The 21173-nt window shown below is 46.4% G+C and carries 26 protein-coding genes and 1 riboswitch; of the genes, 3 read left to right on the top strand and 23 right to left on the bottom strand.

Annotated elements, in window-relative coordinates:
- Positions 1-149: 149 nt before the first annotated feature.
- From sufB to BTR1S_RS13370, 20 genes are all read right to left on the bottom strand, one after another.
- On the bottom strand, positions 150-1547 hold the full coding sequence (gene sufB, locus BTR1S_RS13460; RefSeq protein ID WP_006638994.1) for a Fe-S cluster assembly protein SufB: 1398 nt from the start codon (positions 1545-1547) through the stop codon (positions 150-152).
- Between the two features lie 18 nt (positions 1548-1565).
- Positions 1566-2012 (bottom strand): Fe-S cluster assembly sulfur transfer protein SufU, encoded by a 447-nt coding sequence (gene sufU, locus BTR1S_RS13455; RefSeq protein ID WP_029418479.1) that lies wholly within the window; start codon positions 2010-2012, stop codon positions 1566-1568.
- Positions 2002-3222, bottom strand: coding sequence for a cysteine desulfurase SufS (gene sufS / locus BTR1S_RS13450; RefSeq protein WP_006638996.1), 1221 nt, complete (start codon positions 3220-3222; stop codon positions 2002-2004). The genes sufU and sufS overlap by 11 nt, the downstream gene beginning before the upstream one ends.
- The gene (sufD, locus tag BTR1S_RS13445; RefSeq protein WP_006638997.1) at positions 3222-4535 is read right to left on the bottom strand and encodes a Fe-S cluster assembly protein SufD; all 1314 of its coding nucleotides are present in this window, start codon (positions 4533-4535) and stop codon (positions 3222-3224) included. The genes sufS and sufD overlap by 1 nt, the downstream gene beginning before the upstream one ends.
- A gap of 17 nt (positions 4536-4552) precedes the next feature.
- Entirely contained in the window at positions 4553-5338 is a 786-nt protein-coding gene (sufC, locus tag BTR1S_RS13440; protein ID WP_006638998.1) for a Fe-S cluster assembly ATPase SufC, read from the bottom strand.
- A gap of 286 nt (positions 5339-5624) precedes the next feature.
- Positions 5625-6545 carry a cation diffusion facilitator family transporter gene (locus BTR1S_RS13435; RefSeq protein ID WP_029418478.1) on the bottom strand — a complete coding sequence of 307 codons (921 nt, stop codon included), beginning with the start codon at positions 6543-6545 and terminating at the stop codon, positions 5625-5627.
- A 178-nt stretch (positions 6546-6723) separates the two neighbouring features.
- Entirely contained in the window at positions 6724-6870 is a 147-nt protein-coding gene (locus BTR1S_RS22840) for a YuzK family famiily protein (RefSeq protein WP_006639000.1), read from the bottom strand.
- A gap of 182 nt (positions 6871-7052) precedes the next feature.
- Positions 7053-7436 carry a carboxymuconolactone decarboxylase family protein gene (locus BTR1S_RS13430; protein WP_034325733.1) on the bottom strand — a complete coding sequence of 128 codons (384 nt, stop codon included), beginning with the start codon at positions 7434-7436 and terminating at the stop codon, positions 7053-7055.
- An 89-nt stretch (positions 7437-7525) separates the two neighbouring features.
- Positions 7526-8356: a methionine ABC transporter substrate-binding lipoprotein MetQ gene (gene metQ / locus BTR1S_RS13425; RefSeq protein ID WP_006639002.1), complete on the bottom strand. Its 831-nt coding sequence runs from the start codon at positions 8354-8356 to the stop codon at positions 7526-7528.
- Between the two features lie 13 nt (positions 8357-8369).
- A complete protein-coding gene (locus BTR1S_RS13420) occupies positions 8370-9038 on the bottom strand; it encodes a methionine ABC transporter permease (protein WP_006639003.1) in 669 nt (222 codons plus the stop codon).
- On the bottom strand, positions 9031-10056 hold the full coding sequence (gene metN, locus BTR1S_RS13415) for a methionine ABC transporter ATP-binding protein MetN (protein WP_029418477.1): 1026 nt from the start codon (positions 10054-10056) through the stop codon (positions 9031-9033). Before metN ends, BTR1S_RS13420 begins: the two co-directional genes overlap by 8 nt.
- 106 nt (positions 10057-10162) lie before the next feature.
- Positions 10163-10269: riboswitch (SAM riboswitch) on the bottom strand.
- A gap of 201 nt (positions 10270-10470) precedes the next feature.
- A complete protein-coding gene (locus BTR1S_RS13410) occupies positions 10471-10818 on the bottom strand; it encodes an SCP2 sterol-binding domain-containing protein (protein WP_006639005.1) in 348 nt (115 codons plus the stop codon).
- A 118-nt stretch (positions 10819-10936) separates the two neighbouring features.
- Positions 10937-11245: a thioredoxin family protein gene (locus BTR1S_RS13405; protein ID WP_029418476.1), complete on the bottom strand. Its 309-nt coding sequence runs from the start codon at positions 11243-11245 to the stop codon at positions 10937-10939.
- 29 nt (positions 11246-11274) lie between these two features.
- A complete protein-coding gene (locus tag BTR1S_RS13400) occupies positions 11275-11616 on the bottom strand; it encodes a toprim domain-containing protein (protein WP_029418475.1) in 342 nt (113 codons plus the stop codon).
- 74 nt (positions 11617-11690) lie between these two features.
- Positions 11691-11927 carry a YusG family protein gene (locus BTR1S_RS13395; protein ID WP_029418474.1) on the bottom strand — a complete coding sequence of 79 codons (237 nt, stop codon included), beginning with the start codon at positions 11925-11927 and terminating at the stop codon, positions 11691-11693.
- Between the two features lie 55 nt (positions 11928-11982).
- Positions 11983-12366, bottom strand: a complete 384-nt coding sequence (gene gcvH / locus BTR1S_RS13390) for a glycine cleavage system protein GcvH (RefSeq protein ID WP_006639009.1) — start codon at positions 12364-12366, stop codon at positions 11983-11985.
- Between the two features lie 60 nt (positions 12367-12426).
- The gene (locus BTR1S_RS13385; protein ID WP_006639010.1) at positions 12427-12783 is read right to left on the bottom strand and encodes an arsenate reductase family protein; all 357 of its coding nucleotides are present in this window, start codon (positions 12781-12783) and stop codon (positions 12427-12429) included.
- A gap of 118 nt (positions 12784-12901) precedes the next feature.
- Positions 12902-14686, bottom strand: a complete 1785-nt coding sequence (locus tag BTR1S_RS13380) for an acyl-CoA dehydrogenase FadE (RefSeq protein WP_006639011.1) — start codon at positions 14684-14686, stop codon at positions 12902-12904.
- A 16-nt stretch (positions 14687-14702) separates the two neighbouring features.
- Positions 14703-15878: an acetyl-CoA C-acetyltransferase gene (locus BTR1S_RS13375; protein WP_029418473.1), complete on the bottom strand. Its 1176-nt coding sequence runs from the start codon at positions 15876-15878 to the stop codon at positions 14703-14705.
- 11 nt (positions 15879-15889) lie between these two features.
- Positions 15890-18280 (bottom strand): 3-hydroxyacyl-CoA dehydrogenase/enoyl-CoA hydratase family protein, encoded by a 2391-nt coding sequence (locus tag BTR1S_RS13370; protein WP_029418472.1) that lies wholly within the window; start codon positions 18278-18280, stop codon positions 15890-15892.
- Positions 18281-18499: 219 nt separating this feature from the next.
- Here BTR1S_RS13370 and BTR1S_RS22035 point away from each other — a divergent pair, with 219 nt between their 5' ends.
- The 3 genes from BTR1S_RS22035 to BTR1S_RS13360 are packed head-to-tail and all read left to right on the top strand — an operon-like array spanning position 18500 to position 19323.
- Entirely contained in the window at positions 18500-18661 is a 162-nt protein-coding gene (locus BTR1S_RS22035; protein ID WP_081605413.1) for a YuzL family protein, read from the top strand.
- Between the two features lie 57 nt (positions 18662-18718).
- Positions 18719-18970 (top strand): hypothetical protein, encoded by a 252-nt coding sequence (locus BTR1S_RS13365; protein ID WP_006639015.1) that lies wholly within the window; start codon positions 18719-18721, stop codon positions 18968-18970.
- Positions 18971-18981: 11 nt separating this feature from the next.
- Complete coding sequence (locus BTR1S_RS13360; RefSeq protein WP_006639016.1) at positions 18982-19323, top strand: spore coat protein; 342 nt, start codon at positions 18982-18984, stop codon at positions 19321-19323.
- Between the two features lie 36 nt (positions 19324-19359).
- Here the strand turns inward: BTR1S_RS13360 and BTR1S_RS13355 are convergent, their stop codons facing one another.
- Genes BTR1S_RS13355 through BTR1S_RS13345 form a run of 3 tightly spaced genes read right to left on the bottom strand, consistent with a single transcriptional unit; the run spans position 19360 to position 21162 of the window.
- Positions 19360-19611, bottom strand: coding sequence for a YusU family protein (locus tag BTR1S_RS13355; protein WP_006639017.1), 252 nt, complete (start codon positions 19609-19611; stop codon positions 19360-19362).
- The gene (locus BTR1S_RS13350; protein ID WP_029418471.1) at positions 19611-20351 is read right to left on the bottom strand and encodes an IucA/IucC family C-terminal-domain containing protein; all 741 of its coding nucleotides are present in this window, start codon (positions 20349-20351) and stop codon (positions 19611-19613) included. The genes BTR1S_RS13355 and BTR1S_RS13350 overlap by 1 nt, the downstream gene beginning before the upstream one ends.
- Complete coding sequence (locus BTR1S_RS13345; protein ID WP_006639019.1) at positions 20344-21162, bottom strand: ABC transporter ATP-binding protein; 819 nt, start codon at positions 21160-21162, stop codon at positions 20344-20346. The genes BTR1S_RS13350 and BTR1S_RS13345 overlap by 8 nt, the downstream gene beginning before the upstream one ends.
- Between the last annotated feature and the right edge of the window lie 11 nt (positions 21163-21173).

Here is a 21173-nt window from a genome sequence, read left to right as displayed (position 1 = left end):
AAGGGCGCTTATTGTTATTTTGAAGCAACTGGATGAGGGCTTCGCAGGCTGCTATACTAGATCAATAAAAAACCGCAGATACATATGTATCTGCGGAATCATGAGATGCAATCAAATATAAATCCGATCACACCCTTTGGGATCAATCATTAGCCAATAGACCCTTCCATTTCGAACTTGATAAGGCGGTTCATCTCAACCGCGTATTCCATCGGCAGTTCTTTTGTGAATGGCTCGATGAAGCCCATGACGATCATTTCCGTTGCTTCTTCTTCGGAAATGCCGCGGCTCATCAAGTAGAAGAGCTGTTCTTCAGATACTTTTGATACTTTCGCTTCGTGCTCCAATGAAATATTGTCATTCAAGATTTCATTGTAAGGAATCGTATCTGATGTTGATTTGTTGTCCATAATCAGCGTGTCGCATTCGATGTTTGAGCGGGCGCCTTCCGCTTTGCGTCCGAAGTGGACGATTCCGCGGTATGTGACTTTTCCGCCTTGTTTTGAAATCGATTTTGACACGATTGTTGATGACGTATTCGGCGCAAGGTGAATCATTTTCGCACCTGCATCCTGATGCTGCCCTTTTCCTGCCAGTGCGATGCTGAGCGTCATGCCGCGGGCGCCTTCGCCTTTCAGGATGACAGCAGGATATTTCATTGTCAGCTTGGAGCCGATGTTTCCGTCGATCCATTCCATTGTCGCGTTCGCTTCACAAACGGCGCGTTTTGTAACAAGGTTAAAGACGTTGTTCGCCCAGTTTTGGATCGTTGTATAGCGGCAGTATCCGCCTTCTTTGACGATAATTTCAACGACCGCGCTGTGAAGGGAGTTTGTCGTGTAGACAGGAGCGGTACATCCCTCGACATAGTGAACGTGCGCACCTTCATCTACGATGATCAGCGTCCGTTCAAACTGACCCATGTTTTCAGAGTTGATGCGGAAATATGCTTGCAGCGGAGTATCGACTTTCACACCTTTCGGCACGTAGATGAATGATCCGCCTGACCATACCGCTGAGTTCAAGGCCGCAAATTTGTTGTCTGTCGGCGGGATGACTTTTGCCCAGTGCTCGCGGAAAATGTCTTCGTTTTCCTTGAGGGCGCTGTCTGTATCTTTAAAGATGATTCCTTGAGATTCAAGGTCTTCTTTCATGTTGTGGTAAACAACTTCTGATTCGTATTGGGCGGAAACCCCGGCCAAATACTTTTGTTCGGCTTCAGGGATGCCGAGTTTGTCAAATGTCTGTTTGATTTCTTCCGGCACTTCGTCCCATGATCTTTCTGAACGCTCAGAAGGTTTTACGTAATACGTAATTTCATCAAAGTTTAATGAGTTTAAATCTCCGCCCCACTGAGGCATTGGCATGTTATAGAAATGCTCGAGAGATTTCAGACGGAAATCAAGCATCCATTGAGGCTCTTCTTTCATGCGTGAAATTTCTTCAACGATTTCTTTTGTCAGTCCCCGCTCAGAACGGAAAATGGAAACGTCTTTGTCGGCAAAACCGTATTTATATTCGCCGATATCCGGCATTTTCTTGGCCATCCATTTTCACTCCAATCTTTATTCATTATCGCTTTCATCTTTGGCAACGCCTTTTTCAAGGGCTTTCCATGAAAGGGTTGCACATTTGATTCGGGCTGGAAACTTTGAAACGCCTTGAAGGGCTTCGATGTCGCCTAAATCGATCGAATCGTCATAGTCTTTGCCCTGCATCATATCTGAAAAAATCTGTGACATGTGAAGTGCGGTCTCCACGTTTTTTCCTTTGATCGCCTGCGTCATCATCGAGGCGGATGCCATGGAAATGGAGCAGCCTTCACCTTCAAATTTTGCATCTTCTACTTTATTGTCGGTAATCTTCATCGTCAATCTGATCCGGTCACCGCATGTCGGATTGTTCATGTCAACGACGATGCTGTCATTTAAAACCCCTTTATTTCTCGGGTTTTTGTAGTGATCCATAATGACCTGCCGATACAGTGTATCCAAGTTCACATTAAAAGACATTTGTGAAATACTCCTTTGTCTTCTGCAGAGCTGCAATCAATTTGTCGATATCTTCTTCTGTATTATACAGATAAAAGCTTGCTCTTGCAGTAGCGGAAACATTCAGCCATTTCATCAAAGGCTGTGCACAGTGGTGTCCGGCTCTGACAGCGACTCCTTCAGCATCCAGTACCGTTGCGACATCGTGCGGATGGACGTCTTCAAGGTTGAATGTCACAAGACCTGCACGGTGCTTCGGACCATAGACCGTCGCGCCTTCAAGCTCCTTAAACCGTTCAAGCGCATATGAAGCTAAGCGATGTTCGTGCTCTGAAATGGCGTCAAGTCCGATTTCTTCCAGGAAGTCAATCGCCGCTCCCAATCCGATCGCACCCGCAATAATCGGTGTGCCCGCTTCGAATTTCCACGGAAGCTCCTTCCAGGTCGATTCATAAAGACCGACAAAATCAATCATTTCTCCGCCGAACTCTGCAGGTTCCATATTTTCAAGCAAAGCTTTCTTACCATACAGTACCCCAATTCCGGTCGGACCACACATTTTGTGGGCGGAGAAGGTGAAGAAATCACAATCCAAATCTTGAACATCAATTTTCATGTGCGGTGTGCTTTGCGCGCCGTCGACGACCATCACCGCGCCGTTTTCATGGGCGATTTTGGCGATTTCTTTAATCGGGTTAATCGACCCAAGAACGTTTGACACATGTGCGGTTGATACGATTTTCGTTTTGGCGGTCACAGTCTGTCTGACATCATCCAGTGAAATGGTGCCGTCTTCCTGCAGCGGAATATACTTCAGTTCTGCGCCGGTCGCTTTCGCCGCCTGCTGCCAAGGAATAATATTGGCGTGGTGCTCCATCGGCGTAATGGCGATTTCATCCCCCGGCTTCAGATTGGCGCGGGCATAGCTGAGCGCAATAGTGTTGAGGCTCGTTGTCGTACCCCGCGTAAAAATAATTTCCTGCATCGATTTCGCGCTGATAAACTTCCTGACCTTCTCACGTGCCCCTTCATATCCATCGGTTGCTTTCGTACCAAGCGTATGAACGCCGCGATGGACATTGGAATTATAAGATTTGTAATACTCATCAAGCGTGTCTATGACGACGCGCGGCTTTTGCGATGTAGCCGCGCTGTCCAAATAGACGAGGTCGTGTCCATTGACTTGCTGGTGGAGAATCGGAAACTGTTCGCGAATATCTTTGACATTCATTATTTTACTTTCCTTTCAATCACAGAGACCAGCTGTTTCTTTACGCCTTCGATCGGCAGTTCGTTGACAACCGGTGCAAGGAAGCCGTAAATGACGAGGCGCTCTGCTTCTTCTTTCGGAATTCCGCGGCTCATTAAATAGTAGAGCTGAACCGGATCGACGCGGCCGACAGATGCAGCATGGCCCGCTGTTACGTCATCCTCATCGATCAAAAGGATCGGGTTCGCATCGCCGCGCGCTTTTTCGCTCAGCATCAATACGCGGGATTCCTGCTCCGCATTTGATTTTGATGCGCCATGCTCGATTTTTCCGATTCCGTTGAAGATCGAAGATGCGGAATCTTTCATGACGCCGTGCTTTAAGATATAGCCTTCTGAATGCTTTCCGTGGTGAATGATTTGCGTTGTAAAGTTTTCAGTCTGTTCCCCTCTGCCGACGACAACCGTTTTCGTATCGCCGAACGTGCCGTCCCCGTGCAGATTTGTCGTATTTTCAGAAATGGTGTCTCCGTCATTCATCAGACCAAGCGCCCACTCGATTTTGCTGTCGCGTCCAAGGGCTGCTCCGCGGCGGCTTACATATGCCGTAACCCCTGCGGACAGATTGTCTACCGCCCCGTATTGAACGCGTGCGTTCGCACCGGTGATCACTTCTGACACGATGTTAAACACCGCTTTTTTAGGGTTCACCGTGCTGATGTAGTTTTCCACATATGTCACTGAGCTGTTGTCTTCAGCGACAATGAGCACATGGTTGAAAAGCGCGGTATCATTGCTTTCATGAACATAAACCGCCTGAACGGGAGCTTCAAGCTCAACGTTTTTCGGAACATAAAGGAATGCTCCCCCGTTCAAAAGCGCCGCATGCAATGCTGTTAATTTATGCTCGTCGGGCTTAACGCCGTCTTTCATGAAATACTTTTTGACAAGGTCGCTGTGTTCGCGGGCAGCGGTATGAATATCTGTAAAGATGACGCCTTTATCCTTGAGTTCTTTGGAAAGTGACAGATATGCAGGCGTCTGGTCTCTTTGGATGTAAAGCGTCTTGTTTTCGTTTTCCAGATCGATCAGCGATTTCACTTCATCTGAAAGATCATCCAAGGAATCAAGCGGTTTATTTTCTACAGTATGCTTATCAAATTGCGTAAAATTCCAATTTGTAATTTTTGTTTTATCAGGTTTTGGCAGCGGCAGGTCTGCTGCTTTTTCAAGCGCTTCTAAGCGCAGGTCCTGCAGCCAAGCCGGTTCCTGATGCTTCTCAGAGAAGCTTTTGACATATTCCCGGTCTACAGATAGTTTTGTTTCCAGTGTCATGATTATCCCCCTAACGCTTACGCTTCTTGACCGACAGTTTCGTCTTCGATTCCCAGCTCATGCTTAATCCAGTCATATCCTTCAGCTTCCAGGCGCTGTGCAAGCTCAGGCCCTCCTGATTTTACGACGCGGCCCTGCATCATGACGTGCACCTTGTCTGGCGTGATGTAGTTCAATAGGCGCTGATAGTGTGTGATGATCAGGCAGCCGAAGTTCTCGCCGCGCATTTTGTTGATGCCTTTTGAAACGACTTTAAGAGCGTCAATGTCCAAACCGGAATCAATCTCGTCAAGAATGGCGATCTTAGGTTCAATCATCATCAGCTGAAGAATTTCGTTGCGTTTTTTCTCCCCGCCTGAAAATCCTTCGTTCAGATAGCGCTGCGCCATGTCAGGGTCCATTTCAAGAAATTCCATGTTTTCATCCATCTTGCGGATAAATTTCATCAATGAAATTTCATCGCCTTCTTCTCTGCGTGAATTGATGGCAGAACGGAGAAAGTCAGCGTTCGTAACACCGCTGATTTCGCTCGGATATTGCATTGCCAAAAACAGGCCTGCACGAGCGCGCTCGTCCACTTCCATCTCAAGCACGTCTTCCCCGTCCAGCAGGATGCTGCCCTTTGTCACTTCATATTTCGGATGTCCCATGATCGCTGCAGATAAAGTCGATTTACCTGTACCGTTCGGTCCCATGACAGCGTGGAATTCCCCGCCTTTTATTTCAAGGTTTACACCTTTTAAAATCTCTTTCCCTTCAATCTCAACGTGAAGATCCTTGATTGTTAATGTCGAAGCAGCCATGAAATATACCTCCAATATAGATAATCATTATTCTCAATTTATTCTCATTCTAATTTTATAACAAATGAAAATTGAATACAACAAAAGTCTTTTTGATCTTTTCATGTACATGTTTTCAAGTGTAACAAAAATTGCTTTTTTCTTAAAGAGATTAAGGAAAGAAACTTTCTCTCATACAGATCCATCCAAAACATAAGTTTATTGACATCTATTACAAAAGAAAAGCCAAGGCCAATATGTGAACGGAGATCGATATGTTTCCATCAAGCATGTCCCCGGTTCGTTCTCAATTGCAAGGATGATAATGGGAATGACCTTCCCCTTCAATCTGCACTGTCACATGTTCCAGTCTGAATTCTTTCCTTAGATATTCTGATACTTGTTGCAGAATTCTATCCCTGTCACCATCCTCGCTGACAACCACATGGCAGCTTAAAGACGGAAAATCGGATGTGATCGACCAAATATGAAGATCATGAATATCTTTCACAGACGGAATTGAAAGAATCCCTTTTTTGAGTGTATCGGTGTCGATATGCTCCGGCTTTCCTTCCATTAATATATGAACCGATTCTTTTGTGACTCGAAAGCCGCTTACAAGTACGAGAAGAGCCGCGATGATGCTGGCAATCGGGTCGGCGATGTTCCAATTGAAGATCATCATCAAAAGGCCGGCGATGATCGCACCAACGGATCCGAGCAGATCTCCAAGCACATGCAGGAATGCGCTTCTCAAGTTTAAATTCCCGCTCATGTCCCCTTTCATCAAAATCCAGGCAGCCGCAATATTGACGGCCAGTCCGACAACGGCGATTCCCAGCATGCCGGCGCTTGCAACTTCAGGAGGGCTGAAAAAGCGATGATACGCTTCCCAAAAAATATAAATCGAGATCGCGAGCAATGTGATGCCGTTGATAAAAGCAGCCAATATCTCAAAACGCTTGTACCCATATGTTTTGCTGGTGTTTGCCTCCTTTCCTCCAAACGCAAGGGCAGCGAGGCTTAATCCAAGGGCAGCCGCATCACTGAGCATATGTCCGGCATCGGACAAAAGAGCGAGGCTGTTGGTCATCATTCCGCCGATGAATTCGATCACCATAAAGGCGAAAATCAGGCCGAAGCTGATGAACAATGCTTTTCTGTTGGCGTTGTGGCCATGATGATGGCTGCGCTTTCCATGACTGTGATGATTGTGTGAATGACTCATCATAAACTCCTCCTTTTCAACCCGGGAAGCTTCATTTTAATTATATATGATCATATGTTCATATATTGATTTTATCTCTTTCTATTTAGACGGTCAACCGTTTTCTTCAATCATTTTGCTTCAGGAAGCATGTTTTGGGAAGGAATGAGAAAGGACGGAATGATATCCGTCCCCCCCTTTAACCTGTCATCATCAGATCCAAGACGATTTCCTTGCTTTTTTTGTATTGCTCTTCACGCTTTTTCTCCACTTCAAGACGAACAGCATGGCTTCTCGTGTATTCGCCGTAGCCGATGCCGTGCGACCTGTGCATCGCTTTTTCCATTTCCGCCGTGAATTCAAGGTCAAGCTGGTCTCTGCTTGAACAAATAATGAATCATCCTTTCAGACTTTCCTACATGATACTCATCATATGCACAATATGGCAAAGTTGAATGTGCTGTCTATATACCCGGATATCTCTGAAAAGGCGGAGATTCACCAGCGAAGCCCCGGGGTGTCTGGGCATCAGTGCTTCATTTGCTTGAATTCTTCCATCGCCTGCAAAACGAGTGTCACCGACTGACTCATCGCCGCTCCTCCGCCAAATGCGGCGGTGACGCCGACAGCTTCCAGAATTTCTTCCTCTGTCGCTCCTCCGTCAAGGCACCCCTTGACATGGTAGATGATGCAATATTCATCCTGTGAGCTGATGCTGATGCCGAGAGCGATCAGCTGCTTTTCTTTTTCACTGAGTGCTCCTTTTTTAAAACATTCTTGTGTAAACTCATTGTATTTGGCGGCAATCCCGGGCATTTTTTCTGAAAAGATGCCGATTCCCGCTTTATACTCATGCAATGCCGATTCGATGATGCCTTCTGATTCCTGCTGGTTCACGTGCGCTTCCTCCATTTGTGTTAGATTTTTTCTTTATTATGGACAACTTTTTGCAAAATACGCGCCAAAAAAACCCCGGTTTTAAACAAACCGGGGTTTCATTTTTATTCTGTTACAGGAAGAACTGATCCTTCATATTTTTTGTCAATGAATTCTTTGATTTTATCTGAGTGCAATACTTCCATCAGCGCTTTGATTTTGGCAGAGTCTTCATCACCTTTGCGAACAGCGATAATGTTCGCGTAAGGATTGTCTTTAGGAGACTCAAGCTCGATGGAGTCCGTTTTCGGGTTCAGCTTGTTTTGGATCGCATAGTTCACATTGATGAACACGGCGTCAGCTTCATTGGCTTCATAAGCTTTTGCTGTCATTTCCGGCGTGATATTGTTTTCGATTTTCAGGTTTTTCTTGTTTTCCGTGATGTCTTTCACCGTCGCGTTGACTTTTTCTATACCGGATTTTAATTTGATCAGACCGGCATTTTCAAGCATTGTCAGCATGCGGCCCTGCTCAGCGGCGTTGTTGCTCATGATAATCTTCGCTCCCTCAGGAAGCTCTTTCAACGATTTATACTTTTTGGAGTAGATGCCGAATGGCTCAAGGTGAACCGCACCGACATTCGCAAGTTTGTAATCTTTGTTTTCTTTCATTTCCTGTTCAAGATACGGAACGTGCTGGAAGTAGTTTGCGTCAAGATCTTTGGACGCGAGCGCCTTGTTGATCAGCTTGTAGTCGGTAAATTTCTTGATTTGCAGGTCATAGCCTTTTTCCTTCAAAAGCGGTTTTGCCTGTTCAAGAATTTCCGCATGAGGTGTCGGCGTCGCTCCGACAGTGATGACTTTGCTGTCCTGATCGCCTTGGCTGCTTGAAGATCCGCAGGCGGCCAAAATGCCGGCAAAAATAATGAACAAAGCAGTTAATAAACCTTTTTTCATTTGGATAGCCTCCCTAACGTTTGTCTAATTTGTTTGTTATGAAATCCCCAATAAATTGGATGATAAATACGATGGCTAAAATAAAGATGGTTGCAATTACAATAATATCGGTGTTATTCATTTGAAACCCGTCGACATATGCAAGGTTGCCTAGTCCTCCGGAACCGATCGCGCCTGCCATAGCTGTTGAACCGATAAGCGCGATCGCCGTGACCGTGATGCCTGAAATAAGAGCGGGCATTGATTCCGGCAGAAGAACTTTGAAAATGATTGTCGACGTTTTCGCCCCCATTGATTTCGCCGCTTCGATCACGCCTTTATCGACTTCCCGCAAAGCGATTTCCACTAGCCGGGCATAAAACGGAGCTGAGGCGACAATCAATGCCGGCAAAGCTGCGTTCGGCCCCAAAATGGTTCCCATTATTATTTTTGTAAAGCTGAGCAAAATGATAATTAATATAATAAACGGGATGGACCGGAATACATTGACGACCGCTGCAATCACGGCGTTTACCGCCTTGTTTTGCCATATATTTCCCTTGGATGTTAAGTACAGCAGCAAACCGAGAATAATCCCGATGATAAACGCAAACAAAAGCGATATCCCTGTCATATAAACCGTTTCGTATGTCGCATTCCACAGGTTCTCCATATTCACATTAGGAAACCATTTTTCAAACATTTGTGATCACCTCTGCTTCTACCTGACGGCTCTTGATGAACTCGACCACTCTGCTGACTTCGCCCGCATCCCCGTCCACATGAATGAATAGGGAGCCGTATGCGCCGTCTTGAGTCTGCGAAATTTTCCCTTGAAGAATATTGACTTCAACATCAAATTTCCGGATGATCTGGGTGATAAGCGGCGATTCGGCGGCTTCGCCGACAAATGTAAGCTGAATCGTCTGACCGGTTTTCGTTTCCTCAAGGAAGTGTTTCAAGGTTTCCTTTGTCTCTTCCGGTTCTGTCACCTGCTGGACAAAGCGTTTTGTCATGTCTTCCTTCGGCTTCCTGAACACGTTCAGTACATCGCCTTCTTCAACAACCCTTCCGTTCTCCATGACCGCCACTCTGTGGCAGATTTTCCTGATGACGTGCATTTCATGGGTGATCAGGACGATCGTCAGCCCCAATCTTTCGTTGATATCAGACAGAAGACCCAGGATCGAGTCAGTCGTCTGCGGATCAAGCGCAGATGTCGCTTCATCACAAAGGAGTACTTTCGGATTGTTGGCGAGCGCTCTTGCAATGCCCACACGCTGCTTCTGGCCTCCGCTCAGCTGGGAAGGATAAGCATTTTCCTTTCCTTCAAGACCGACGAGCTTAATCAGTTCATCAACCCGTTTTAAGCGTTTTTCTTTTTTCACGCCGGCAATTTCCAGCGGAAACGCGATATTGTCGCGGACCGTTCTCGACCATAAAAGGTTGAAATGCTGAAAGATCATGCTGATTTCCTGCCGCGCTTCCCTCAGCTTCTTCCCTTTAATTTGGCTGATCGTTCTGCCCGCTACCTCAACGGTTCCGGATGTCGGCTTTTCCAGTCCGTTCAAGAGGCGGATCAAGGAGCTTTTTCCGGCTCCGCTATATCCAATAATTCCGAAGATTTCACCTTTTTTGATTGCAAGGGTGACATCTTGGACAGCATTGACATCTCCATGCTTTGACCGATAAACCTTTGAAACATGCTGAAGATTTATCAAAGTCATCACCTGCTTTCTTGCTCTATTCTTCGAGGTCCAATCATATTGATGAAAAAAAGCCTTTCTGCACACATGAGCAGAAAGGCTTTTGAAAAGCTCGGCCTTTCTCTCATCTTTCAAAGCATACGCTTCGCGTGAATTGGCACCATTTCAACGACTGTTGATGGTTGCCGGGTTTCATAGGGCACTTCCCTCCACCTCTCTTGATAAGAGAATCATATATTTTATTTTTGATAATGATGATCGGAATTCTTCAAGTAGGATATCATGTGGAAAAATAGTTGTCAACTATTTTTCGTGAGACAAATGTCCTACCAGCTTCTGTATCTAAAAAACCAAAAAGAGGCGGGCTCCGCCAGCCCGCCGTCCAGATCATACGGAGTGAAATATGTCAATTTTTCAACATCTGAATGTTTATGAATGAAGGTCGCTGTTTTTGAAGAACCCGTCTGTCAGCCATAAAATCGCTTCAAGCTTCAATAAAGCCCTGAAAGAGCCTTTGACTTTGACACTGCCGCGCTGAACGAGCTGCTGTAATGAAATGTCCCCGTGAAGAAGGTCAATAATCTCGCTTTGCTCTCCAAAAAAAGTCAAATGAGCTTTTTCAACAGGCGAAGATTTTTCCATTTCCCCCTGCTCATTAATCATTAATGTGAAAGCTTCTTTTTCTCCTTGAAAGGTGATCAGCAAAGCTGTTGTGGATAATAGAGGTTTTAAAAAAGGAGCCCGATCCTCTCTTTCTACCAATCCTATTTTCTCCAACTGTATAACCTCCCGTCAATTGGTCATACATACAGATTCTCTGTATACAGCGGGAGTCCTTTATGATTTGCTCGACAAGTTTGAAGGTTATTTCCCGAGAAATATGTCAAAAACGCCCTTAATCAACAGCATTTTGTTTAATCGTATCATATAAGTAAGAAACAGAATGAAAAGCGTATTCTTTTTTGACGATGCGGCCATTTTTGTAAACAATAAAGCATGGCACTCTTTCAATTTGATTCTCTTTGGCGAATGTCGGGGAATAATTGAGATTATTTTTATAGAAAGGGACATCCGGAAGCATTTCATCAACGACTTCCAGCATTCTGCCTGCTAGCTGGCAGGTTCCGCAGAATGGAGTATATAAATACAAAAGACATGTTTGCCGGCCAAGCTGTTTTAGATCTCGTTCCTCAAATTCCTGCATAAGTTGAACCGCACCTCAATACTTTCTTATCATAAAAATTTTGCGTCTACCCGGATATCGGCCCGGAAAAGGATCTCTGCTACGTGATGATAAGGTGCAGCAGCGACTTCCTTGTAAACCTTGTCAATGTATAAATGGGACGCTTCTGGCAATTCCCTTTTCAGCTGCCTGCGCAGCTTTTCGCCGGAATCATCGGCATCAACCAAAATATAGACGTCTTGATCATACAGAGTTTCGGCAAACTCATCGAGTTTGGATAGACTGATCGTTCCATTTGTGCAGATGATGTCAAGGGGCTCTTCGATGACATGCTTTACTTTCAGCTTATCGGATTTCCCTTCAACGATTATTACTTTTCCATTTATTGGCACTTAGATCACCTTTTGAGAGAAAAATAGATTCATTTCAAAAAAAAGGCAGTGAACACTTTCACCGCCTGAGCCGATTAACACCAGCCTTGATGATCATCACAATCCACATATTTTGCGTCCGGTTTCTTTACAGTATCAGCCATTTTGTAAAATTTTTGATTCTGGAATGAGTATCCGGACTTTAAATCGTATTGATCCATGCCGGTCTTGCGGCCGATCGGTTCATTCTCATGATACAGCTGCATGCCGCCATTTTCAAAACGGCCTTGAACATGTTCTGTTATATCGATTTTCTCTTTTCCCAGCGTCAATTGGACACCCCCCTTATCTCCTAGAGTATCCAAATGACGGGTGATTATCCTAAAATCAGTCTTCTTTAATCATTTCGTCATACTGTTCTGCTGTCATCAGGCTGTCAATTTCTGAAGCGTCAGCAGGTTCAACGACAATCATCCATGCCTTTTCATATGGAGATTCATTTACAAATTCCGGGTTATCATCTAAATCTTCGTTCACTTCAACAACTTTCCCGTTGATCGGAGCATATAATTCGGATACGGTTTTTACAGACTCGACGCTTCCAAAAGGCTCGTCCGCTTTAATTTCGTCTCCTACTTCAGGAAGCTCGACAAAGACGATGTCTCCAAGCTCGGATTGAGCGAAATCGGTAATCCCGATTCTCACTTTGTCCCCTTCTGTTTTGACCCATTCATGCTCTTCGGAATAACGCAGTTCTTTTGGTGTGCTCATGCTAACCCCTCCATATATTGTTTTCATTCTCTTACATTGAAGATATCACATTTTCATGCATTATAACCAGTATGTCTTAAATTCATCTTCTTTAAAACCGACCGTTACCTTCTTGCCGTCAGTCGTAATCGGGCGCTTGATCAGCATTCCGTCCGAAGCCAGCAGTTCGAGCTGTTCCTCCTCTGACATCCCCTGAAGCTTATCCTTTAAGCCAAGCTCGCGGTACTTCTGCCCGCTTGTGTTAAAGAATTTTTTTAATTCAAGTCCGCTTTTTTCATAGAGCTCCTTCAGCTTTTCCTTGCTGGGCGGCTGTTCAGCGATATGTATCCCGTTTACCTCTTTGCCGTGGTCTTCAAGCCATTTTTTCGCTTTTCGGCACGTCCCGCATTTCGGGTACCAATAAAAGTCTAAAGCCATATATTCACCCCTCTCGGTTAATCGAGGCTATTTTAACACAGATCGTTTTAAAAACCTAAAACGTTGCTTTATTCTAAAAGCACTGCAAAGCCCCGCTCGATGGGCGGGGCTTATGGCTTTACACGATGAATTTCTCCGCTTGAAAGACTTCCTTGGCGGCCCGGCGTTTTTTCTCAATGACATTGACAGGTGTAAAGCGGGTCAATTTGCGTAGAGCGGAAAGCATCATCCGCAGCGAATCGCCGGATTCCATCGCAATCAAGGATTCTTTTGCATGACTTTCAATCTCTTGAAAGGCTTCCTGTGTGAAAATCTGCGTGTACAGAATTTTTTGCGCATTTTTTTCTTCGCCTGCGTCAATGACGGCTTTTTCTGTTCTTAAGACGGCCGATTCCATTGCATACACCTGGCTGACAATATCTGCGATGTTGACCAGAATTTCCTGTTCATTATCAATAGCCTTTCCGTATTTTTGCGCGGCCAGGCCTGCGATGAGGAGCGCGATCTTTTTGGCGTTTTTCAGCAGGTATTTTTCCTGATCCAATACGCCGTCTCCCGGTTCTTCAGGCATAAGCATCATCAGCTCTTCCTGAAGCGCCTTTGCTTTTTCAAAAAGCGGCAGTTCTCCTTTCAAGGCTTTTTTCAAGTATGTGCCCGGAACGATCAGGCGGTTGATTTCATTTGTTCCTTCAAAAATCCGGTTGATTCTTGAGTCGCGGTAAGCACGCTCAACTTCGTATTCCTGCATGAAACCATATCCGCCGTGGATTTGGACGCCTTCGTCGACTATATAATCAAGCGTTTCCGAGCCGAACACTTTATTTAATGAGCATTCGATTGCATATTCGGCGATCGATTTTGCCACCTGGCGGCCGTCCTGTTGATCTTCGGCAGAAAGGGTGCCCATTTTGTCTTCAAAAAGCCCGACTGTCCGATAAACAGAGCTTTCCATCGCATACAATTTTGCAGACATATTCGCGATCTTTTCGCCGATTAAACTAAAGCTGGAAATCGGCGTCTGAAACTGGCGGCGCTGATTGGCGTAAGCGGCGGAAAGCTCGATCACCCGTTTGGAAGCGCCGATCGTCCCGACAGCCAGCTTGTAGCGGCCGATATTCAAAATATTGAAGGCGATGACGTGTCCTTTTCCCGCCTCTCCCAGCAGGTTTTCTTTCGGAACGTGCACCTGGTCTAAAATGAGCGTCCGGGTTGATGAGCCTTTAATGCCCATTTTTTTCTCTTCCGGACCGGTTGAGACGCCAGGATAGTCTTTTTCAACAATGAATGCCGAAAAATGTTCTCCGTCTATTTTCGCATAGACGACAAATATATCAGCGAAAGCGGAGTTGGTAATCCACTGTTTTTCCCCGTTCAGGATATAGTGTGTACCGGCCTCATTCAAAACGGCCGTCGTCTTCGCCCCCAGTGCGTCAGACCCCGAACCCGGTTCTGTTAATGCATAGGCGGCAATTTTTTCGCCTGATGCAAGCGAAGGCAAATACTTTTCCTTTTGCTCCTCTGTACCGAAGAATACGATCGGCAGTGTTCCGATCCCGACATGGGCGCCATACGACAGAGAGAAGCTGCCCGCTCTTGAAAACTTTTCCGTGATCAATGCCGAGCTGATTTTATCTAAGCCGAGGCCGCCGAACTCTTCCGGGACATCGGCGCCGAGCAGTCCAAGCTCGCCTGCTTTTCTCAGCAGCTTGACAGAATGGTCGAAATTGTGGTTTTCAATGTCGTCGATATAAGGCAAAACATCGCCGAGAATATAATCTTCCGTCGTTTTGGCGATCATTTTATGTTCGTCTGTGAAATCTTCCGGTGTGAACATTTGATCCGCTGTTACGTCTTCTATCAAAAAGGCGCCGCCTTTTTTCATATGATCCTTTGTTTGTTCCATATTCCCATCCCCTTTTTTAAACTAATTCAAAGACGCCCGCTGCTCCCATGCCGCCGCCGATGCACATCGTCACGACACCGAATTGTTCGTTTCTCCTCCGCATTTCGTGGATGAGCGTCAGAGCCAGCTTCGTTCCCGTACAGCCGAGCGGATGGCCCAGCGCGATCGCTCCGCCGTTTACATTGACTTTCTCTTCATCAATCCCAAGCGCTCTGATGACTTGAATCGCCTGTGATGCAAAGGCTTCATTTAATTCAAATAAGCCGATGTCCTTCAGCTCAAGCCCCGCCATTTTCAACGCGCGCGGCACTGCTTCAACCGGACCGATTCCCATCACTTCAGGCGGAACGCCGCCGACTGCAAACGACCTGAATTTTGCCAGCGGCGCCAAACCAAGCGCATCCGCCTTCTCTCTGTCCATCAGCATGACGGCTGCAGCTCCATCGCTCGTCTGCGAAGAATTTCCCGCAGTAACCGTTCCTTTTGCGGAGAATGCGGGCTTTAAGGCGGAAAGCACTTCCGCCGTCGTCTGCGGACGGACGCCTTCATCGACAGAAAACGTAAACGTTTCTTCCTTTAATCGATGGTTTTCGTCTACTTCTCTGACAGTGACCTCCAGCGGTGCGATTTCGTCTGTGAATTTCCCTTCAGCTATCGCTTTGGCCGCTTTTTGATGGCTGCTGACGGCGAATGCGTCCTGATCTTCCCGGGACACGCCGTATTTCATGGCAACCTGCTCTGCCGTGTGCCCCATTCCCATATAATATTCGGGAGCCGTTTCCGCCAGAGCCGCGTTCGGTCTGACGATATGCCCCATCATTGGCACGATGCTCATTGACTCTGCGCCGCCGGCAATGATCGTGTCCGCTGCGCCGAGCATAATCTTTTCTGCTCCGTATGCAATCGATTGAAGCCCTGAAGAGCAATACCTGTTGACCGTGACAGCCGGCACAGTATGAGGAAGACCGGCAAGCGCTCCGATGTTCCGGGCCATGTTCAATCCTTGTTCAGCTTCGGGTGTGGCGCAGCCGATAATCAAATCGTCGATGTTTCCTTCATATCCGCCGGCTCTTTTCAGTGTTTCTTTTACAGCGTGAGCTCCCAGGTCATCAGGGCGGACTGTTTTCAATGAACCTTTTTTTGCTTTTCCGACCGGGGTTCTTGCTCCCGACACAATGACTGCCTCTTTCATATGTTTCCCTCCTAATTACGCAAAGGTTTTCCTTTCACAAGCATATGCTGCATTCTCGCCTGGGATTTTGGTTCACCCACAAGGCTCAGAAAAGCTTCTCTTTCCAAGTCAAGCAAATATTCCTCTGAAACTTCCGCGCCGTATGGGACTCTTCCGCCGGCAATGACAAACGCCAGCTTTTTCGCGATCTTCATATCATGATCAGAGATTGCCCCGGACAGCATCAAAGCTTCTGCTCCGAGCAGGAGCGCGGCATAACCGGTTTCGCCAACGACCCGGACTTTTTCCTTGACCGGAGGACGGTAGCCTGCTTCATAAAGCGCCAGGACAAGCGATTTCGCGTCGTACAGCAGATGATCCTGATTCATGCTGATCTGATCGTGTGCGGTTAAAATATTTAATTCTCTGGCTTCGTGTGCGGATGTCGATGTTTTCGCCAAGGCAATCTTTTCAAATGTGCGGTTTGCCGCCTGCTGAATATCAGCCTGGCCCCCTTCAGGCAGCCCTTTGATATGATTTAAATAAAGCTCTTTGTTGCCTCCTCCCCCTGGAATCAGGCCGACTCCCGTTTCCACGAGACCCATATAGGATTCACTTGAGGCCTGGACACGCGCTGCAGGCAGGCACAGCTCTGTTCCACCGCCCAGCGTCATGCCGAACGGTGCGGCGACCACCGGCTTTGAGCTGTATTTCACTCTCATCATCGTCTGCTGGAACTGGCGGATGATCATATCAATTTCGAAGTAATTTTCGTCTTGGGCCTCCATGAGCATCATCGCCAGATTTGCGCCGACGCAGAAGTTTTTGCCCTGATTGCCGATGACAAGCCCTTTATAGTTGGCATCCACTTCATCAAGCGCGGCATTCAGCATTTGGATAATATCAAAGCCGATCGCATTGCTTTTCGAATGAAACTCCAGCAGTGCGACATCATCGCCCAAATCTATTAAACTCGCGCCGCTGTTTTTCTTGATGACACCTTTTGTCTCCTTGATGGAAGACAGATGGATGTTTTTCTTGTTTTCCTGAAGCGCCCGATAATCACCGCTTTTGATATCGTAGAAAAACGTTTTTCCATTTTCATGGAGGTAAAATGATTCATGCCCTTTGCCAAGCATCTCCTTGACCCAATCCGCAATCTTCCAGCCGCCGGCTTCAAGTTTTGCCACCGATTTTTTTACACCGATGCTGTCCCACATTTCGAAAGGCCCTTCAGACCAGCCAAATCCCCATTTCATCGCTTGGTCGACAGCTGTTATGCTGTCGGCGATTTTTCCTGTCAGGGCTGCCGAGTATGCCAGGGTAGGCGCCGTGATATTCCAAAGCAGGGTTCCGGCCCGGTCATCCGAATAAACAAGCGCTTTCATTCTTGCCCCGCATCCTTTCATTTGCTTAGCTGCTTCAAGCCCGGGCGTATTTATTTTTTTGCGCTCGCCGTATGTCATTGTCATCGGATCGAGCTCAAAAATGTCTTTTCCTTCTTTTTTATAAAAGCCTTGTTTCGCTTTGCTGCCGATCCAGCCGTTTTGAAGCATGCTGTCAATAAACTCGGGCAGACGGAAAATCTTTTTCTCTTCTCCTTCAACCTGATCGTGCACATTTTTGGCGACGTGTGAAAATGTATCAAGTCCGACGACATCAAGCGTTCTGAACGTTGCGCTTTTCGGCCGTCCGATGAGAGGGCCTGTAATCGAATCCACTTCACCAACCGAATAGCCGCCCTTAAGCATTTCCTGGACCGTCACAAGAAGTCCGTATGTTCCAATGCGGTTGGCGATGAAGTTTGGCGTGTCTTTAGCGACAACCACCCCTTTGCCAAGAACGTCCTCACCAAATGCTTTCATAAAGGACAGTATGTCCGGATCGGTCTCTTCGATCGGAATGATTTCCAGAAGCTTTAAATAGCGGGCTGGATTGAAAAAATGAGTTCCCAAAAAGTGTTTTTTGAAATCCTGTGATCTTCCCTCCGCCATTTGCTTGACGGAAATTCCAGAGGTGTTGCTGCTGACGATGCTCCCTTGTTTTCTGTATTGGTCGACTTTAGAAAACACTTGCTTTTTGATGTCCAGATTTTCAACGACCACTTCAATAATCCAATCGGCTTCTTTGATTTTTTCAAAATCATCTTCCATATTCCCTGTCGTGATATAGCCGATGTTCTTCTTGGAAGTCAGCGGTGCCGGCTTTTGCTTGAGCAGCCTTTTGACAGCCGTTCTGGCCAGCCGGTTGCGGACGTCGGGGTCTTGAAGAGTGCGGCCCTTTTTTTCTTCTTCTTCCGTTAATTCATTTGGAACCATATCGAGCATTAACACAGGAATGCCGATATTGGCTAAATGAGCCGCGATTCCAGATCCCATGACTCCTGATCCTAAAACGGCGGCTTTTCGAATATGCTTGACCATGAATGATCCTCCCCCACACTTTGAATGAATACTCATTCATTTTTGCTTCAAAAAAATAAAACTTCCCTGTCTTCTTCCATCTTAAAAGATTTTGGAAATGAGTTCAATAGCCTTCGTGCAAAATGTCAGAAATTTTTTGAATGGTTGCCGGCAGCCGGGCTTTCGCTTGTTACATGTTTCACGGCTTTTGGGACAGGCTTATACAGAGGAGGTGAAGGCATGGTACGCGAAAGAAAGAACCCTTCTTCTGCGGCAGTCAGCGCGGCAAGCATGAAAGGAAACGCGGGGCCCGACTACAAAAAAGAAAATGCGGGCGGCAAACGCACAAGTCAAAACCAGCAGTATAAAAAGCATAACATAGGTGTTCCTGAAGAACATTAGCCCTTTTTAAAAGCATTGCAATCTTTACGTATTAAAAAACAAAAGGAGGCGTCCAGCATGCAGAATCAGCAGGGAATGACAGCACCGCCGCCAGTCATTTCTACAAAGGATCATTTATATTTGCAGGATATGCTGAATTGGAATTTGCTCGCGATGAAAAAAGCTCATTTTATGGCGGAACAGTGTCAGGATCAGTCGCTAAAAGCAGAGCTTGACCGCGTCGGGCAAATGCACCATAACCACTACAACACGATTCTGGAGCAGCTTCGTCAGGCACAAAACCAGAATCCGTCAGGCTATATGCAATAGGAGGACGAAAGATGAACCAGCAAAATCAGCAAAAAATCGGCAATCAGGAAACCCCCGTTCCAAAGACGAGCGCCATGAATGACAGGGATTTTGTCAATGAACTGCTCACTACCGAAAAATATATCACATCCGCATACTCCACAGCGCTGAATGAACTGAGCCACTCGTCTCTTTATCAGGCCATTCAGCCTCTTTTTCAGGAAGCGCAAAACGCACAGCGGAGATTATACGATGTCATGTTTCAAAACGGCTGGTACAAAGTTGAAGCGGAAGATGCGCAAAAAATCCAGCAGACATACCAGCAGTTTCAATCGACTCTTCACATGCAGTCGCCCTATCAAAACAGCCAATAAAACGAACATAAGCAGAGAGATTGAAGATATCTCTGCTTATTTCTGCTGGTCGGCGCGATGCGCTTCATTCATTTTTTTGATGCTTTGGATGACTTCTTTAATTCCTTCTTTTGCATCTGGATATGTATGATTCCAATGCTTGACGAGCGGCGGCATGCTTTTGGCGATATGCGAATAAACGATCCACATTTTCACCTGTTCCTGAAGCTCTTTATCTGTCCGGCCCAAAAGCAGCTCCGTATATTTTTCAAGGAGTCCGTCCAGCTGCTCCTGAAGTTTCCGCTCCATCATGACACCCTTTCTTTTTGCTTTTTTCTCGGACATGTGCTGCAGGTTACACCGTTTTTGTCCGTTGCATAATACAGACAGCAGGTAGAGCGCGTCTGTTCCTTTGCCTGCCCCGGATAAAATCCGGCAAACGGATGCTCGGACAAGCCAAAAAGCTCAGGCTCCGCTTCATATAACAGAAAATAGAAATCCCGCTTGGCCCGTTTTTTCATTTCCGGATCCGTCATCTCCGTCTGCACCGTGCCATACATCCAAAAAAGGTAAACCGCAATATTTTCCCAAAGAATCCGCTTTGAAATCGAGCATGTCTGACAACATGATGTAATCAGCTGACTCACATGATGCTTGAACACGTCTTCCGTCAGCTTTTTTAGCTGCTCTTCCCGGCTCCCCTCTGCGATTTCCGCCCCCCGGTCAAAATAAAAGGAAGGCAGCCAGCCCTGACTTTCATCATCGATTTCCCAAGACATCAAAGAAGGGTCGCCGGGCAAACGTTTTCCGAAAACAGTAAACAGATAAAAATGAAGCGCGACGAGCATTCCGCAGCTTTTCAGCATCAAAGAGGCGGCAACCTTCTCGTTCGGAGCATTGAGCCGCCCTTTCCTCTCGTGCAGATAGCGTTTCAAAAAATCTTCATTCAAAAGCTGTCCGCCCTTTACAGACAGCAAGGAGCCGGTCCGTTTCGTCCCAAGGCGGAAACGAAGCAGAGACTCAAGCTCCTTTTCTTTTAAATTAAGCATGGGATTCAGCTACCTGCTGTACAATGCATCTTCCCCTGCCGTACGGAATACAGTGCGGTGTGCCGAAAAGCGGATCTCTCGTTACTTCACAATCCATTTCAAACACATCCTGGACAAGCTGACAGTTAATAATCGATTCAGGTCTGCCTTCCGCATAAATCTGCTTATCCTTGATCGCCACTAAATGATGCGCATAGCGGCAGGCGAGATTCAAATCATGAAGCACCATCACAATTGTGCGCTTTTCATGTTCATTTAATTCAAACAGAAGATCGAGAATTTCGATTTGATGGGTCATATCTAAATATGTCGTCGGTTCATCCAATAAAATGATATCCGTTTCCTGGGCGAGCGTCATGGCGATCCAGGCGCGCTGACGCTGGCCGCCTGATAATGAATCGACCGTACGCTCGGCAAGCTCTTCCATTCTGGTCGCTTTTAATGCTTTATTGACGGCTTCTTCATCTTCCGCAGACCATTGTTTGAGCCAATTTTGATAAGGATATCTTCCCTGCTTGACAAGCTGGAGAACCGTCAAGCCTTCCGGTGCCGCAGGTCCTTGAGGAAGAATGGCGAGCTCTTTTGCCACCTCTTTTGTCGGAAGCTTGGCGATCGATTTGCCCTCAAGCAGCACAGACCCGCCTTTTGGCTTCATCAAACGCGCAAGAGACCGAAGGAGAGTCGATTTACCGCAGCCGTTGCTGCCGATAAATACAGTGATTTCACCTTTTGGTATCGTTAAGTTTAATTCATCAATAATGATTGTTTCTCCATAGCCTAAGCTTAACGTTTCTGTTGAAATGGCACTCATAAATGAAATCT

It is taken from the genome of Bacillus sonorensis NBRC 101234 = KCTC 13918 (assembly GCF_001592005.1).
Classification (GTDB): domain Bacteria; phylum Bacillota; class Bacilli; order Bacillales; family Bacillaceae; genus Bacillus; species Bacillus sonorensis.
This window is presented reverse-complemented; position numbering and strand designations above follow the sequence as displayed.